This is a genomic window from Rhodovulum sp. FJ3, from assembly GCF_032918305.1.
Taxonomy (GTDB): domain Bacteria; phylum Pseudomonadota; class Alphaproteobacteria; order Rhodobacterales; family Rhodobacteraceae; genus SAT37.
The window spans coordinates 334,436-350,315 of record NZ_JAWJUU010000001.1 but is presented as its reverse complement, the minus strand read 5'-3'; the positions used below and the strand labels follow the sequence as shown (position 1 = coordinate 350,315).

The 15,880-nt window shown below is 61.1% G+C and carries 18 protein-coding genes; 7 read left to right on the top strand and 11 right to left on the bottom strand.

The window, feature by feature from the left end; genetic code table 11:
- Positions 1 to 16: 16 nt before the first annotated feature.
- From R1W00_RS01695 to R1W00_RS01675, 5 genes are all read right to left on the bottom strand, one after another.
- On the bottom strand, positions 17 to 391 hold the full coding sequence (locus R1W00_RS01695) for a hypothetical protein (protein WP_317260979.1): 375 nt from the start codon (positions 389 to 391) through the stop codon (positions 17 to 19).
- A 15-nt stretch (positions 392 to 406) separates the two neighbouring features.
- Positions 407 to 568, bottom strand: coding sequence for a hypothetical protein (locus tag R1W00_RS01690; protein ID WP_317260978.1), 162 nt, complete (start codon positions 566 to 568; stop codon positions 407 to 409).
- A 22-nt stretch (positions 569 to 590) separates the two neighbouring features.
- Positions 591 to 956, bottom strand: a complete 366-nt coding sequence (locus R1W00_RS01685; RefSeq protein ID WP_317260977.1) for a glycine zipper family protein — start codon at positions 954 to 956, stop codon at positions 591 to 593.
- 124 nt (positions 957 to 1,080) lie between these two features.
- Positions 1,081 to 2,106 (bottom strand): AraC family transcriptional regulator, encoded by a 1,026-nt coding sequence (locus R1W00_RS01680; RefSeq protein WP_317260976.1) that lies wholly within the window; start codon positions 2,104 to 2,106, stop codon positions 1,081 to 1,083.
- A gap of 56 nt (positions 2,107 to 2,162) precedes the next feature.
- Positions 2,163 to 2,450, bottom strand: coding sequence for a hypothetical protein (locus R1W00_RS01675; protein WP_317260975.1), 288 nt, complete (start codon positions 2,448 to 2,450; stop codon positions 2,163 to 2,165).
- A 128-nt stretch (positions 2,451 to 2,578) separates the two neighbouring features.
- Here R1W00_RS01675 and R1W00_RS01670 point away from each other — a divergent pair, with 128 nt between their 5' ends.
- The 4 genes from R1W00_RS01670 (at position 2,579) to R1W00_RS01655 (ending at position 6,947) form a co-directional block, all read left to right on the top strand.
- Positions 2,579 to 3,076 (top strand): ATP-binding protein, encoded by a 498-nt coding sequence (locus R1W00_RS01670; protein WP_317260974.1) that lies wholly within the window; start codon positions 2,579 to 2,581, stop codon positions 3,074 to 3,076.
- Positions 3,077 to 3,174: 98 nt separating this feature from the next.
- Positions 3,175 to 4,557, top strand: a complete 1,383-nt coding sequence (locus tag R1W00_RS01665) for a phosphomannomutase (RefSeq protein ID WP_317260973.1) — start codon at positions 3,175 to 3,177, stop codon at positions 4,555 to 4,557.
- 106 nt (positions 4,558 to 4,663) lie between these two features.
- Positions 4,664 to 6,106, top strand: coding sequence for a mannose-1-phosphate guanylyltransferase/mannose-6-phosphate isomerase (locus R1W00_RS01660; RefSeq protein ID WP_317260972.1), 1,443 nt, complete (start codon positions 4,664 to 4,666; stop codon positions 6,104 to 6,106).
- A 142-nt stretch (positions 6,107 to 6,248) separates the two neighbouring features.
- Positions 6,249 to 6,947 (top strand): dimethylsulfonioproprionate lyase family protein, encoded by a 699-nt coding sequence (locus tag R1W00_RS01655; protein WP_317260971.1) that lies wholly within the window; start codon positions 6,249 to 6,251, stop codon positions 6,945 to 6,947.
- A gap of 42 nt (positions 6,948 to 6,989) precedes the next feature.
- On the opposite strand, the gene R1W00_RS01650 is transcribed toward R1W00_RS01655, so the two are convergent.
- Genes R1W00_RS01650 through hmgA form a run of 5 tightly spaced genes read right to left on the bottom strand, consistent with a single transcriptional unit; the run spans position 6,990 to position 12,423 of the window.
- Positions 6,990 to 7,196: a DUF2783 domain-containing protein gene (locus tag R1W00_RS01650; protein ID WP_317260970.1), complete on the bottom strand. Its 207-nt coding sequence runs from the start codon at positions 7,194 to 7,196 to the stop codon at positions 6,990 to 6,992.
- A 3-nt stretch (positions 7,197 to 7,199) separates the two neighbouring features.
- Positions 7,200 to 8,825, bottom strand: a complete 1,626-nt coding sequence (locus R1W00_RS01645) for an FAD-dependent oxidoreductase (RefSeq protein ID WP_317260969.1) — start codon at positions 8,823 to 8,825, stop codon at positions 7,200 to 7,202.
- A 33-nt stretch (positions 8,826 to 8,858) separates the two neighbouring features.
- The gene (locus R1W00_RS01640; RefSeq protein ID WP_317260968.1) at positions 8,859 to 9,809 is read right to left on the bottom strand and encodes an MBL fold metallo-hydrolase; all 951 of its coding nucleotides are present in this window, start codon (positions 9,807 to 9,809) and stop codon (positions 8,859 to 8,861) included.
- A gap of 17 nt (positions 9,810 to 9,826) precedes the next feature.
- Positions 9,827 to 11,053: a fumarylacetoacetase gene (gene fahA / locus R1W00_RS01635; RefSeq protein ID WP_410901511.1), complete on the bottom strand. Its 1,227-nt coding sequence runs from the start codon at positions 11,051 to 11,053 to the stop codon at positions 9,827 to 9,829.
- A 5-nt stretch (positions 11,054 to 11,058) separates the two neighbouring features.
- Positions 11,059 to 12,423 (bottom strand): homogentisate 1,2-dioxygenase, encoded by a 1,365-nt coding sequence (gene hmgA, locus R1W00_RS01630; RefSeq protein WP_317261590.1) that lies wholly within the window; start codon positions 12,421 to 12,423, stop codon positions 11,059 to 11,061.
- A gap of 136 nt (positions 12,424 to 12,559) precedes the next feature.
- Here hmgA and R1W00_RS01625 point away from each other — a divergent pair, with 136 nt between their 5' ends.
- Both R1W00_RS01625 and maiA read left to right on the top strand, forming a co-directional pair.
- Entirely contained in the window at positions 12,560 to 13,015 is a 456-nt protein-coding gene (locus tag R1W00_RS01625) for a MarR family winged helix-turn-helix transcriptional regulator (RefSeq protein WP_317260966.1), read from the top strand.
- Entirely contained in the window at positions 13,008 to 13,634 is a 627-nt protein-coding gene (gene maiA, locus R1W00_RS01620; RefSeq protein ID WP_317260965.1) for a maleylacetoacetate isomerase, read from the top strand. The genes R1W00_RS01625 and maiA overlap by 8 nt, the downstream gene beginning before the upstream one ends.
- 44 nt (positions 13,635 to 13,678) lie before the next feature.
- Here maiA and R1W00_RS01615 read toward each other — a convergent pair whose 3' ends face one another.
- Positions 13,679 to 14,533, bottom strand: a complete 855-nt coding sequence (locus tag R1W00_RS01615; protein ID WP_317260964.1) for a LysR family transcriptional regulator — start codon at positions 14,531 to 14,533, stop codon at positions 13,679 to 13,681.
- 102 nt (positions 14,534 to 14,635) lie between these two features.
- On the opposite strand from R1W00_RS01615, the gene R1W00_RS01610 reads away from it, so the two are divergent.
- Positions 14,636 to 15,769 carry an NAD(P)/FAD-dependent oxidoreductase gene (locus R1W00_RS01610; protein WP_317260963.1) on the top strand — a complete coding sequence of 378 codons (1,134 nt, stop codon included), beginning with the start codon at positions 14,636 to 14,638 and terminating at the stop codon, positions 15,767 to 15,769.
- Positions 15,770 to 15,880: the final 111 nt, after the last annotated feature.

The window sequence follows — 15,880 nt, the reverse complement described above, 5'->3', positions numbered from 1 at the left end:
CGGCTCCTTTCACGGGTCAGAGCAGGGCGAGGGCGAGGATCGCCGCGCTCATCCCTGTGGTGACGGGACCCCATAGGCGGCGTTCCGGCGCGGACGGGGTGATGATGTTCAAGACGTTTGTCACGATGGTCAGGGCCAAGACGACCCAGAACGCGGGCGCGGGCAGGGGCAGGGCGATCACCCCGCCATGGTCCAGCACCACAATCGCCATCGTGATCAGCACCACGGCCTGCGCGCCAGAGGCGACGCGCAACCGTGCGGGCAGACGGCCGGAATACCGCCCGCCCATCGTGTACCGGCCCCATGCCCGCCCCGCGATCAACCCGATGTGCATGATGACAGGCAGGCCGCAAAGGGTCGCATAGATCAGGGCGTATTGGGCATGGGACATGGGGGCACCTCGTTCCTAGGTCCGATATTTGAACACAAATGCGGCAGGCGCAAATGTGGATGGGCGCAGGCGGCCCTCGGTCTGGGGACGGTGAGGGCGGGTGCCCATGCCTTCGCCGGTCAACAGCGCATAGAGCGCGTCGAACCGGTGGCGGCGGTAGGTCAGGATGTCGGTCATGACGTGTCCTTTGGCAGATGGGTTAGCCGACCACGGCGTGGCCGCGACCTTGCATGCATTTGATGACGACGGCCTGTTGCGCCTCTTGGTTCTCGACCGAACCGGCAATCGCACCGGTCACCGCGCCGACCAGCGCCCCCGCACCGGCGGTGGTGTCTTTGTCTAGACCGCCCAGAACCGCGCCGGCCCCTGCGCCCACGATGGCCCCGCCCATGGCCGCATCGCCATTGGCCAGTTCGTGCTTGGCAAGGGTGCGGCAGGCGCTGAGGTCGCTGTTAAAGGTGGCGTTCTTGGTGCCGTCCACGATCGGGGTGTAGTTGGCGCCGCTATCGGCACAGGCCGCCACCAGAGCGGCAGAGGCGATCAGGGCAAATGCGGAACGTTTCATTTCTATGGTCCTTTGTGCGTGTTGTTCTTGCACAGGGACATAGACAGTGGCGGCGCGGATCGGGATGACCACAGGTTTCATTGAATTGACATCTGGTGCCAAATGAAACCTGCGGTCGGTTTTGTCACCGCGCGCCGTCGCGAAAGGCGCTGGGGCTTTGACCGGTCCAGCGTTTAAAGGCGCGCACGAATGAGGAGGCCTCGGAAAAGCCCAAGAGATAGGCCGCCTCGTTCACCGTCACCTTGCGCGCGGTCAGATAGTCCAACGCCATCTTGTGGCGCAGGTCGTCGTGGATTTCGGCGAATGTCGCGCCCTCGTCCTTGAGGCGACGATAGAGGGTCTGTCGGCTCATACCCAAATCACGGGCGACCTTGTCCATCGACAGCGACCCCTGATGCAGGTCGGGCAGGATCAGGGCCTCAATCCGCGCGCGGATGCTGTCACTGCGCCCCAGTTTCGCTAGCAGTTCATCCGCGTGACGGGTGAACACCCCAAAGACATATTCGTTGCCCGGTTCGAATTCCGTATCCACGCTGATCCAGACCGGATCGATGCGCAGGGCATTGCGGGTGGCGTTGAACGTCACGGGCAATTGGAACAGGTCGGGGTATTCGTCCACATGGGGCGGGGCGGGATAGGTGACCTGCATTTCGATCCCGAACACCTGATCAGGGAAGGAGCGGCGGAATTCACTGATGAACCGCGCGAAAGACGCTTCAATCCCGATATAGTCGGGACCGGAGACGGGCATATGATCGACGATCCAGACCTGTCCGTCCTGTTGCAGCAACTCGAACCGGTCACGGCCCGCCATCGCCTCGCTCTCTGCCATCAGGTGCAGATAGCGGTTCAGCTGTTCAATCGAATGGGGCAGCGAGGCCGAACTGTGTACGATCTGGCCAACGACGCTGATCATTTCCAGTTTCGTGTCCAGCGTGTGACGCAGCAACAGGGCCGTGTCCCCCGTGGCCGCAATCCCCGCGCCGATCATGGTTTGATAGGCGGTTACGGGGATGCGGTTATCCTGATCGCCAAGGTCCTCGGGCGTCAGGCCCGAAGCCGACAACAGGACGTCGCGCGGCGCGCCTTTTTCAATGGCATAATCGAAAAACGCGGCCGCAAACCCGGCCGCAATTGTGGGGTCAGACATAGAAATACACAGATCAATTTGAACTGCGTTCTTTTTGACCGGTTAGTCAGGATTTATCAAGGCAAGAACGCCGTCGTACCGGCCACGATTTGACGTTCGATACAGGCGTTGATCTTGTCTGCGCCGCGTTGGGTACCGCCAAGCTGGGTAATGGGGCGGACGCTTGGGGTGTTGAGTTCGGGATCGCTAGAGGTGTTGATGCTGTGGTCGATCCAATATTGCCCCGTTACTTCTTCTAAGATCAGGCAAAGGTCGACCAGATCGGTTTCTTGTTGATCGCTCAGTCCGGTGTTGAGGCATCCCGCAAGCAAACCCATAGCGGGAAGAGTAAACAACAAGCGCATTCGAATTTCCTTAATCTCACAATCTACGCCTATAGGTTGCAATCTGCGTGGGGTGAGTCAATCTTTGACCATAGTGATTGGCGTCGATTGCACCTTATGGGGCGCAGCAAAGGAACAGCGGGGATCGGATGTCTGTAAAACGCGGCACGTTGCATATGCTCTGTGGCAAGATCGCGTCGGGGAAATCGACGCTGGCTGGGCAATTGGTGGCCGAACACGGCGCGGTTCTGGTGGTTGAGGATGACTGGCTGCAACCGCTGTTTGGCGATCAGATGCGGACGGGTGCGGATTTCCTGCACTATTCGGGGCGTCTGCGCATGGCCATGGGGCCGCATATCGTGGCCTTGTTGGAGGCGGGCGTGACCGTGGTTCTGGATTTTCAGGCCAACACGATCGACAGCCGCAGGTGGATGCGTGGTCTGATCGAAGAGACGGGCGCCGATCACATCATGCACGTTCTGGAGACGCCGGATGCGGTCTGTCTGGAACGTCTGCATGCACGCAACGCATTGGGCGATCACCCGTTTCAGGTCACCGACGACACGTTCCACCGATTTGCCAAACATTTCGTCCCCCCGAGCAAGGAGGAGGGGTTCACCATTCTGGTTCATCGCCCATCTGCGTGACGCGAAATATTGCCGGGGCGTGGCGCGGTTGAATTGAAATTTATTTTTTAGATTGAAACGTAAGGCTTTGCCGCAAATGTATAATTTCCGAGATTTGAATGCCGCCTAGGTTCGGGACCAGCGGCTTGCGCGGGCTGGTGGTTGAGTTGACCGAGGATGTCGTAACCGCCCATGTCCAAGCCTTTGCTGCCAGTTGCGATCTGGGGCACGCGCTGTGGATTGGCGAGGACCTGCGCCCGTCGTCGCCCAGCATCGCCGCGATGGTTGAGGCCGCTGCCCTAGACGTCGGTCAGGACGTGGTGCGCGTCGGCGCCGTGCCGACACCGGCCCTTGCGCTTGGTGCACAGGCGGCACAGGCGGGTGCGATCATGATCACCGGCAGCCACATACCGTCCGACCGCAATGGCCTGAAATTTTACACACCCCAAGGCGAAATCTCCAAAGCGGACGAGATGCAGATCACCGCCGCGCTAGGGCAAACTGTTCCGGCGGTGCCACGTGGCACGGTGCAGCGGAATGAGCGGGTCGGGGCAGAGTATATCGCGCGGTATGTGATGGCCTATGCGGGCACGTTGACGGGGCGGCGCATCGGGCTCTACGCCCATAGTTCCGTCGGACGGGACCCGTTGATGGCGATTTTGCGGGGCTGCGGGGCGTCGGTCGTCGAACTGGGCCGGTCTGACACGTTTATTCCGGTCGATACCGAAGCGGTCAGCGATGAGATGCGCGAGATGCTCAAGGCGTGGTCGAAAGAGCATGATCTGCACGCGATTGTTTCGACAGACGGGGACGCCGACCGGCCCCTATTGGCCGATGAAGCGGGGCAGGTGGTGCCGGGCGATGTGTTGGGCCAGATCACCTCGGACGCCCTTGGTGCCGAGGCAGTTGTGACGCCGATTTCGTCCAACAGTGCGGTGATGGAAAAGGGCTTTGCGACAGTGATGCGCACCCGCATTGGATCGCCCTATGTGATCGCCGCGATGGAACAGGCGGGCGGCAAGGTCTGCGGCTATGAGGCGAATGGCGGGTTCCTGTTGGGCTTTGACGCCAAGGGGCCACGGGGCAGGATTGCGCCCCTTGTGACCCGTGATGCCGTGTTGCCGATCTTGGCCGTCCTCGCCGAGGCAGGTGCAGGCAAAGTATCAACCCGCGTCGCAGAGGAACCCGCGCGGTTCACCGCGGCGGACCGGTTGCAGAACCTGCCCGAAGAGGCCATGCGCGCATTGGTGGCCGAACTTGGCGCGGACGCCTCTGCGCGCGCGGCCTTCCTTGAACATCTTGGGGCGAAAGAGGCCGAATGCGATCTGACGGACGGGGTCAGAATGCGGACGCGGGACGGGCGCGTGTTTCATGTGCGTCCCTCGGGGAATGCGCCGGAACTTCGTCTCTATGTCGAGGCGGGTGGGCGCGCTGAAGCGGCGCAGGCGCTTGATCGTGGGCTGGCAATTTTGCGGGAACGAGTGGGGCAATTAACATTTTAAAGCGCCCATAGGGGTGCATTTTTTCATTTATTTTTTTGAAGTTAAGCGAGGCCGATTTGTTTATTTTTTTCGATGTTCGCCTTTGCAGTACCAAGGGCGCAAACCCATGAAAATTCATCCGGTGATCCTGTGCGGCGGGTCTGGGACGCGGCTTTGGCCGCTTAGCCGCAAGTCCTATCCCAAGCAGTTCGTGCCGCTGGTTGGGGAGCAAACCCTGTTTCAATCCTCGGCCCTGCGGATGACGGGCGGCGTTCTGGATTTTGCCGCGCCGATTGTTCTGACCAACTCGGATTTCCGGTTTATTGTGACCGAGCAACTGGCCGCCATCGGCATTGATCCCGGCGCGGTCGTGATTGAGCCCGAGGGGCGCAATACCGGTCCTGCGGTTCTTGCGGCGGCGCTTTGTCTGGCGAAAACCGATCCCGAGGCGGTCATGCTGGTCGCGCCGTCCGATCAGCTGATCCCCGACACGGGGGCCTTTCATGCGGCGATCAACGCAGGCCTAGAGTCCGTGCAAGACGGGCAATTGGTGACCTTTGGGATCGCGCCGACACATCCTGAAACGGCCTATGGCTATCTGGAACTTGGCGCGGTGCCAGACGAAGACGGACACGCGGTCGCCCTGCGCCGGTTTGTCGAGAAACCCGAACTGGCCCGCGCAACAGAGATGCTGGCGGCAGGGAATTTCATGTGGAACGCGGGCATTTTCCTGTTCCGCGCCAAGGACATTATTGAAGCGTTTTCGGCCCACGCGCCTGACCTAATGGACCCCGTGTCCAAGGCCGTCGATGACGCGCAACCGGACCTCGGATTTTTGCGCCTTGCGCCCGCGCCGTGGTGCGATGCGGCGGATATCTCAATCGACTATGCGGTGATGGAAAAGGCCAGCAACCTCAGCGTCGTGCCCTTTCGCGGTGCATGGTCTGACCTTGGGGGCTGGGACGCGGTCTGGCGCGAGGCGGGGCCGGATGCCACGGGCACGGTCACAAGCGGTGAGGCGACCGCGATTGAATGCGAGAACAGCCTGTTGCGCTCAGAGAACGGCGCGTTGGAACTGGTGGGGATCGGTCTGAAGAATGTGATGGCCATTGCCATGAACGATGCAGTTCTGGTCGCCGATATGTCGCGCGCACAGGACGTCAAACTTGCGGTCAGCGCGCTAAAGTCCAAAGAGGCGGTTCAGGCGACCCATTTTCCGATTGAACACCGGCCTTGGGGCTGGTTCGAGAGCCTTGTCCTCGGGGACCGGTTTCAGGTCAAACGCATCCACGTCCACCCCGGGGCCTCGCTAAGCCTGCAGAGCCATTTCCATCGATCCGAGCACTGGATCGTTGTCGAAGGCACCGCCAAGGTAACGGTGGATGACAAGGTGTCCCTCGTCGCCGAGAACCAGTCGATCTATGTGCCGCTTGGCTCTCGGCACCGGATGGAAAACCCCGGCAAGGTTCCCATGGTCCTGATCGAGGTTCAGACGGGCGCCTACGTGGGGGAGGACGACATCGTCCGCTATGAGGATGACTATGCGCGCGGGCAGGAGGTCACGGGCTAGGGCTGCCCCGCGAACCGTGCTCAGACGCGGCTGGTCGTGCCCCGATGTGTCGGTTTTCCAGCGATGACGGTTGGCGCGCGTTTTGCTATGCTCCTTGGTCTGGCGGCCCTCTGCCGCCCTATCCAGTGTGAGTGAAATCGCAATGAACCAGATGTCCGAACCTCTTGAGCAGACCCGCCTCTATGATCGCCCCGACTGGCTCTATCTGCTGCGTGAATTCGATACGCTCTACCGTCATGGCACCGCTGGGGGCAGTCGCCCGATCCGCGCGCATCGCAAACGGGTGCGCGAGGCCCTGTCGTCGATCATCTATGCCAACCCCGCGATCACTCCGCGCGCGCCACAGCCAAAGCCGGTGACTGTCCATTTGGGCCGTGCTCTGGACCTTGGCGTACGTGGTGCGGTGCAGGGGATGTCGCAGGCCCTGTCGCGTGTGGCGGACCAACTCACATGGGAATACGGCTATGAAAAGGTGCCAAAGGCCCTGATCAAGAAATACGCCTATTGCGAGGTTGTCGGACCGCGCGGGCCGGTGCCGTCTGAAAAGCTGGTTCTGGGGTTTGTCTTGTTCGCGCCCAGCACGACCTATCCCCAACACAGCCATCGCGAAATCGAGGAGAGCTATATCTCGGTCGCGGGCGCGTGGTCCGAGAATGACGCGGCGGTCCATGCGCCGGGGTCGTTGATCCTGAACCGACCGGGGCTAGAGCATCGGATCACCACAGGGGAATTGACGCCCTGTCTGTTGGCCTATGCGTGGACCGGCTCCAAGGAGCGCCTGTGTGAGCCGGAGATGAAGCTGAGCTCACCCCGCCGCGAGCGTATGGAAAAGGGGATTTAGGGCGCCGGTTGCGCCTCGGGCGTTCGGGGCGCGGTTCCCTGATCAACTGTTCTCGTTCGCCTGCGCGCGGGCTAGGGTGATCGCCTGTTTGAGCGTGTCGCAATCCCCGATGTGATTGGCCAGTAGCAGGATCAGGCGCGCGTTTTGCGCCATGCTTTCGTCCTCGGATAGGCCCGTGTGGGACTCGATCAGGGCGGCGTAGAACTCATCTGGTTCTGTCAGGTTCGGAGAGAGGTTCAGCTCTGCCATGGATCAGTCCTTTCCACACGCTGTGCGCAGGGCGCGCCGCACCGTCGTTTCGTCAAAGTGGTCCCAGCGCGCCGCGACGTGCTGATCCGGCCGGATCAAGTAAACCGCAGACGCCACCGCACCGAGATAGCGTTCGGCCAAGGCACCGGTCGCGTCGTCCTGTGTTGACAGGGTCACGCGACGGATGGGGATGCCGTCCTCGGTGATCTGCGCCGGCACGTCGGCATTGATCGCCAACAGAACAAAGTCGTTCCCGAGATGATCCAGCAAGAACCCGTCGCCCAACGGTGCATCGGGGCAGGGACTGCCCGGACGGGTGCGCGCGGGACCGCCGGTCAGGTCATCCGCGCCGTTCAACGACAACCCGTCATAGGTGCAGGGCAGGGATAGACGACCCGAATTTACGATCGGGCGGGCAAAGGCGTGATGCTCGGCCAGATCCAGAACCGCGTTGCGAAAGATGTGGCTGATCTTGGATTTGGGCGTGATAAAATCGGTTGAACGGGTCGAGTTCAGGATGTTTTCATCCGCGCCGTAAGACCGTTCCTCGTGATAGCTGTCCAGCAAGGTCTCGGGTGCCTTGCCTTTCAGAACAAGGCCCAGTTTCCAACCAAGGTTATCCACGTCCTGCATCCCCGAATTCGCCCCCCGCGCGCCAAAGGGCGATACCTGATGCGCGGCGTCACCGGCAAAGATCACGCGGCCATGGCGGAACTCTTTCATCCGGCGGCATTGGAACGTGTAGATGGAGGACCAGACGATGTCGTATTCCACGTCATCGCCCAGCATCGCGTCGATGCGCGCGCGGATGTTGTCCTCTTTCAACTCCTCCTTGCGATCCACATCCCAGCCGATTTGAAAATCGATGCGCCACACATCGTCGGGCTGTTTATGCAGAAGGGTCGAGGCACCGGATTTGAACCACGGCTCAAACCAGAACCAGCGCTCGGTCGGAAAGTTTTGCGACGTCATTCGGATGTCGGCAATCAGGAAGCTGTCCTGAAACACCCGCCCGTCAAAATCCAACCCCATCATCGCGCGCAGGGGCGACGAGGCCCCGTCGCAGGCAATCAGCCAATCCGCCGTGATCGTATAGGGGCCGTCGGGCGTGGTGATGTTCAGGGTGACATGATCGCCTTGATCCTCCATCGCATCCACGCGGTTCTTGCCGCGAATGTCGATGGGCGCGCCGTTCTTCTGCTCGGCCAAGATCTGTTCAAACAGGAACCGTTCGAAATAGGGCTGTTGCAGGTTGATAAACGCCGGGTTGCGGTGGCCATCCTCGGGCAAGAGGTTGAACTCATAGACCTGTCGGTCGTCGTGAAACACCTTGCCCACGTTCCAGACCACGCCCTTGTCCAGCATCGGCGCGCCGCATCCGTAGCGGTCCGCGATTTCCAGCGTGCGCTTGGAAAAACAGATGGCGCGACTGCCGACGCCGACACCTTCGTGATCGTCCAGCAAGACCACCGGAATGCCCTGCCGCCCGAGGTCCAGCGCCGTCGCCAGACCAATCGGGCCACCGCCAACAACGACCACGGGATGGTGGACGGGGGTGTCCGCGTCCTGATCCGTGCTCTTGGCATAGGGGTACAGCTTGAAAGCCAACGTGTAACGGTCCTGAAACACGGCGGGTCCTCCTCCCAATCGTTTGTTCTGTGGCTAGCCCTGTAGGGCGGCCCACATGTCCTGATCCCGCTCAGCCGTCCAAACGCGCGGTGTGTCGATGCCGCGGGCCTCGTCAAAGGCGCGGGCGACGTTGAACGGCAAACAGTGTTCATAGATCGCATAGTCGGCGAATTTCGGGTCGCACTCGGCGCGCACCGCATCCCATGCCTCTTTCAAGGTGCCGCCGCGTGCGACGATGCGGGCCACGGGTTTATAGGTGCTCTCGACGAAATCGGCGGTGTTGGCGATGGCGGCGGCGACCATCTCTTCGCCGACCAGCGCGTCACCGCGACCGGGCGCGATTGATTTGGGTTCAAACGCCGCGATATTGGCCAGCGTCTCCCCCCAGTCGCCAAAATGCCCGTCGCCGCAATAACAGGCCGAGTGGTATTCGACGATGTCGCCGGTGAACATGACCTCTTGGTCCGGCACCCAGATCACCGCGTCACCGGCGGTATGCGCACGGCCCAGTTTCATGATGTCGACGCGCCGTTTACCAAGGTAGACGGTCATGCTGTCGCTAAATGTCGTGGTCGGGCGGGTCAGGCCGGGGATTTCCTCATGCCCTTCGAACAGGCGCGGGAAACGACCGAATTCGCTGTCCCAATCTTCTTGGCCGCGCTCTTCGACCATGGCGGCGGCGGTGTCGGACATGATGATTTCCCGCGCGCCATAGGCCGAGGCCCCCAGAACGCGCACCGCGTGATAATGGGTCAGAACGACGTGGCTGATCGGTTTGTCCGTGACCGAGCGCACGCATTCGATCACCTTGCGTGCAAGGCGCGGGGTGGCCTGTGCCTCGACGATCATCACGCTGTCATCGCCGATGATCACGCCGGTGTTCGGGTCTCCCTCGGCGGTAAAGGCATAAAGGCCCTCGCCGATCTGGGTGAAGCTGATTTTCTTTTCTGCCATGTCCCCTTGGGACGCGAATGCTTTTGCCATTTCTGTGTTCCTTTTAATTACTGTGCCCAGTCGGGCAGGGCGGGCGCGGGCATGACTTGCCCTGCGCAATCGCCAAATCCGATGCGGTAGCCGTCCCCTTGGGCGGCCCCGCGCAAGGTCAGGGTATCCCCGTCCTCAAGAAAGGTGCGTGTCTCACCGGTGGCCAGCGTCAGAGGCTCTTTGCCGCCCCAACTGATCTCCAACAGCGAGCCGCGGCTGTCCTTGGTCGGGCCGGAAATCGTGCCCGAGCCCAACAAATCGCCCACCCGCATGGCACAGCCCGACGTCGTGTGATGGCAGAGCTGTTGCGCGGCGGAATAATACATCTGGTTATAGTTGGTGCGCGTGATCACGGTCTCTGTCCCGCCCTCGGGGGCCAGAGCGACCTCAAACGTGATGTCATAAAGCATCGGCGCCGGTTCGTGCAGATAGGGCAAGAGGGGCCGTTCGCGTTCGGGCGTCGTGGTGCGGAACGGTTCAAGCGCGGCCTTGGTGACGATCCACGGGCTGATCGTGGTTGCGGTGGCCTTGGATTGGAACGGGCCAAGGGGTTGGTATTCCCACGCCTGAATGTCGCGCGCGGACCAGTCGTTCAGCAGAACATAGCCAAAGATCATCTCGTCCGCCTCGGCAACCGAAACCATCCCGTTTGATGGCGTGCCGACAATCGCGCCGAACTCCAACTCAAGGTCAAACCGTTTCGAGGTGTCAAATCGCGGAAGGTCGTCGTCGGGGCCTTTGATCTGTCCCCACGGGCGATGCACCGGCGTGCCCGACACCACAACGGACGAGGCCCGCCCGTTATAGCCGATCGGGATCGACAGCCAGTTCGCGGGCAGGGCGTTTTCCGGTCCACGGAACATGGTGCCGACATTCGTCGCGTGGTTCTTGGCCGCGTAGAAATCCGTGTACTCGGCAACCGTGAACGGCATCAGCATTGTCACACCGGCCTGCGGGATCAGATGCGGTGTGACCGCGTCCCTTTGCGCCTCATCGGACAAGAGATCGGTCAGGCGCGCGCGTAGGGCGGACCAGACATCCGGTCCCGCCGCCATCACTGCATTCCACGACGGGGCGGCAAACAGCGCGGGGTCCAGACCATGCGCGACCTTGGCCACGTCAAGGATCATATCCCCGATCGCAACCCCCATACGCGCGCCCGTGCCGTCGTCAAACACGCCATAGGGCAGGTTCTGGATCGGAAAATCGGTGTCGCCCGTCGCGGAGGACACCCAGCTTGTCATTGTCATCAGTCTTTAATTCCCGGCGTTCCGTCGAATTTCTTTTCGATACTGTCCCAGCAGTCGATGTAATTGTCCTGCAGCGGGGCCTCTTTCGCGGCGAATTCCGTCAGATGCTGGGGAAAGCGCGTCTCGAACATAAAGGACATGGTGTTGTCCTGTAGGTGCGGCGTCATCGGCTCGGTTGAGCCCTTTTCGAACGCATCGCGGTCCGGCCCGTGCGGGAGCATCATGTTGTGCAGCGACACGCCCCCCGGAACGAACCCTTCGGGCTTGGCGTCATAGACCCCGTAAATATTGCCCATCAGTTCGGACATGATGTTCTTGTGATACCACGGCGGGCGGAAGGTGTGCTCGGCCACCATCCAGCGTTCGCGGAACAGGACAAAGTCGATATTGGCGGTGCCCTCTTGGCCCGAAGGCGCGGTCAGAACCGTAAAGATCGACGGATCGGGGTGATCGAACAACACTGCGCCCACGGGGCTATAGGTGCGCAGGTCGTATTTATAGGCGCAGTAGTTGCCGTGCCATGCGACGACGTCCAGCGGGCTGTGGTCGATCCACGTCTCATGGAACTGGCCGCACCATTTGATGACAACGCGGGATTTCGCATCGCGGTCCTCAAACGCGGCCACGGGCGTTTTGAAATCGCGCGGGTTGGCCAGACAGTTCGCGCCGATGGGGCCACGGCTGGGCAGGTCGAACTTTTGGCCGTAGTTCTCGCAGACAAAGCCGCGACAGGGACCTTCAAGCACCTCGACGCGATACACCATGCCGCGTGGAATGATCGCGATCTCTTTGGGCTCAACATCGATCACGCCCAATTCGGTGCAAAAGCGCAAACGCCCCTCTTGCGGGACGACCAACAATTCGCTGTCCGCGGAATAGAAATATTCATCCTCCATAGAGGCGTTCACCAGATAGACATGCGACGCCATGCCGACCTGTGTGTTCACATCGCCCGCCGTGGTCATGGTGCGCATGCCCGTGATCCACGTCATCGGGGCGGCCGAGTGTTCAACGGGGTTCCAGCGGTATTGACCCAGAGAGATCACGTCGGGATCCACGTTCGGCGCGGATTTCCAGTAGGGCACGTCGATCTTGGTGAACCGGCCCGTGTGTTTGACCGACGGGCGGATGCGATAGCACCACGTGCGCTCATTCTGGCCACGCGGCGCGGTAAAGGCCGTGCCCGACAGTTGCTCGGCATAGAGGCCGTATTCGCATTTCTGCGGGCTGTTCTGACCCTGTGGCAGGGCACCGGGCAGGGCCTCGGTTTCAAAGTCGTTGCCAAAACCAGGCAGATAGCCGTCGGTAATCCCGTTGGCATTGGTGGCGCGCACCATGCCGTTGGGCAGAGCGTGTTGCATGATTTCGTCCTCCTCCAAGTCCCGATCTATTTTCGTTGCATTTGCAATGAGGTCAAGGCAATTATTGTATATGCAACGAAATCGCCGCCTTGCCAGTCGCGCATCCCCAAGGCACAACGTCGAAAAGGATTTCCCGTTGATGACCGAAACGCCGCACGTTCCCGACTTTGATTTGGATGGGTTTACGCCCTATCGGCTGGCGGTCGCGGCGCAAAAACTGTCCGAGCAACTGGCCAAACAGTATCGGGTCAAATTCGGCATTTCGATCCCCGAATGGCGGGTTCTGGTGCATCTGTCGCGCGCGGCGGGCAATGTCGCGGTGTCGGTGCGCGACATTGAGGCACGTGTCGCCATGGAGAAATCCAAGGTCAGTCGCGCGGCCTCTCGCCTTGAGGAAAACGGCTATATCAAGAAGACGGTCAACGACACCGATCGCCGCCTTGTCCATCTGTCCCTGACGGACAAAGGGCGCGCGCTGATGGCCGAACTTTTGCCTCTGGCAATCGCCTTTCAGCAAGAGATCGCGGCGCAACTGGATGAAACGATGGCCGGGTTTGAGGCCGGTCTCGACAGGCTGCTGAACGAGGATGAGTGACGTCCGCCTCTATGATTACTGGCGATCCAGTGCCAGCTATCGCGTCCGCATCGCGCTGGGCCTTGCCGCCCTGGACTGGGACAGTCTGCCGGTTGATCTGGTCAACGGGGCGAACCGCGCCGACGCGCATCTAAGGCGCAACCCCCAAGGTCTGGTGCCGGTTCTTGCGATTGATGAGGTCAGCCTGACCCAATCTCTGGCCATCGTGGAATATCTGGATGAGACCCGCGCGCTTGGCCTTATGCCCACATCTGCGGTGGAACGTGCGCAGGTGCGGGCCTTGTCCTATGCGATTGCGATGGAAATCCATCCCGTCTGTAATTTGCGGGTTGCTGGGTTCGCCGTGGGCCATTCGGGCGGCACCCTGTCGATGCAGGGCTGGATGCAGGAATTCGTGACCCACGGTTTGACTGCGTTTGAGGCGATGCTGGGGCAGGGGCGCTATTGCTTTGGGGATCGGGTCACGCTGGCCGATCTCTGTCTCATGCCGCAGGTCTATAACGCGCGGCGGTGGGGCATCGACCTTGGACCCATGCCCAAAATCCGCGCCATTGAGGACGAGTTGGCCAAGATCCCCGCCTTTGACCGCGCCCATCCAGACCGGTGGGGTGAGGCGTAGAAGAGCGAGAGCGCTTGTGGTCCCGGCCTTGTACCCGCGTTCGGCTACGCCGCCCCCTGAAACAGGTGCTTTTCGGTCTGGGCGGCGGCGATGAGGGTGTCGAACACCACGCGGACCTTGGCATTGCGGCGCATGTCGTTGTGACAGACGATCCAGAGCTCTCCGAAATCGTCGGAAAACGGATCGGAAATGCGGGTCAGGCCTGGCCATTGCTCTCCCACCACCATGGGCAAGGCGACCGCCGATCCCGTATGCACCGCAAGGTTGGCGTTCAAAAGCAGGCTATTTGATTGAACCAGCGCGTCGCGCTCGGGCAGGTGGCGCTGTGCCGCGATCATGGTGCGGCTTGCGCGGGCGGCGGTGCTCAGGCCAATCACGTCGCCCTTTCCCTGATCCGGCGCGTAAATGGCCCAACGGATGTCACCCATTTTCCGTCCGAACAGGGTCGCGTCCGTGGGCCGTTGCGGGCGGATCGCAATGTCCGCCTCAAGGTTGGCAAGGCTCAGGGTTTGGTTCCTGCTGAGCAAGGTGATCGCCAGTTCTGGGTGGTCTTGCCGGATTTGCCCCACATGGCGCGCCACGAAAAAGACAGACAGGGATTCACTTGCCGTGATGGTGACGGTCCCGCGTAATTGTTGATCATGGCCGGTGACGTGGCGCAGGGCCGAGGCGGTTTCCTGCTCCATCCGCTCGGCGGCCGCGACGATGTGGGCGCCGTCCTCGGTGGGCGTGTAAATTCCTTTGTCACGATGAAACAGGGGGCATCCCACCTGCGTCTCGATATCCGCAAGGCGTCGGAACACGGTCGATTGTGTCACGCCCAGATCATCCGCCGCCGGAACAATCCGCCCCCGCCGCGCAATCCCTAGAATAAATCTGTAGTCGTCCCAACCGATCATATCATTCGCAAATATAGGAATCCCCTTCGCAATCTAAATCCTGTGGTCGCAAATCTGCAAGTCATATGCTGTGCCCGAAATCAATCAACAGATGAGGATGCGATGAGCACGGTATTGATTGCAGGTGGCGGGTTCGCCGGTGTTTGGGCGGCGATTGCGGCGGCGGCGACACGGGATCGCCATGGCGCGGATGTGGATATTCAACTCGTTTCCAACTCGGGCGATTTGTGTATTCGTCCGCGTTTGTATCAAGGGGCGTCAGAGGACATGCTGGTGCCGCTTGCACCGTTGTGCGACCAGATCGGGGTCAAACTGACGGTCGAAACGATTGACGCTGTTGGCGCGGCATATGTGCAAACGGCGGGTGGTGTGAACATCGGGTTTGATCGCTTGATCCTTGCGACGGGCAGTCAGGTTCGCATTCCGCCCATCGCGGGTGCGGCGGAATACGGGTTCGTTGTAGACACCTATCAAAGCACGCAGACCGTCGACGGCCATGTCGCCGGTTTGGGTGAGGGCGAGACCATCGTTGTGGTTGGCGCGGGTCTAACAGGGGTTGAGGTCGCGGTGTCCCTCAAGGCACGTACGGGCGATGCGACACGGGTCATTCTGATCGACCGCAATGACACGCCGGGCCAATCATTGGGCCACGGGATTGAGGGGGAAATCACCGCCGCCCTTGGCCAGAGCGGCGTTGACTACATGGGACAGACCCAGATCGACCAAGTGGCCGCCGACCACGTTATTCTGGATACGGGCGAACGGATCGACACGCGGACTGTCATTTTCGCGACCGGGTTTCGCGCATCTCCCCTGACCGACATGATCGACGCGGACCGGATGGCCGACGGGCGTTTGATGACCGACGCCGATCTGCGGGTGCAGGGTGTGCCGCGTGTCTATGCCGCCGGTGATGTGGCCGTGGGTCAGGCTGATGAAGCGCACCAGACCTTGATGTCGTGTCAGCACGCGATGCCGATGGGTGTGGCCGCAGGCCGGAACGCGGTTCTGGATCTGATCGATCATCCCAGCGAACCCTATGCCCAGCCGTTCTATGCCACCTGCGTCGATCTGGGACCGTCTGGCGCCGTGTTTACCAACGGATGGGATCGTCAGATCGTCAGCACCGGCGCGGACGGGGCCGAGGTCAAAAACCAGATCAACATGGAATGGATTTACCCGCCCAAGGCCGAACTGGGCCGCGAGGGGATCTATAACGCGATCATGGGCGGCTAGAGCCCTGTGAACGATATGCGCAACGCGATCGACTGCCGAGTGAACGCCACACGGCAAATGTCGTCTCGCGTTGCGACGTTCCGACCGGGGTTAGGGGGCGTGGTCCTGCGG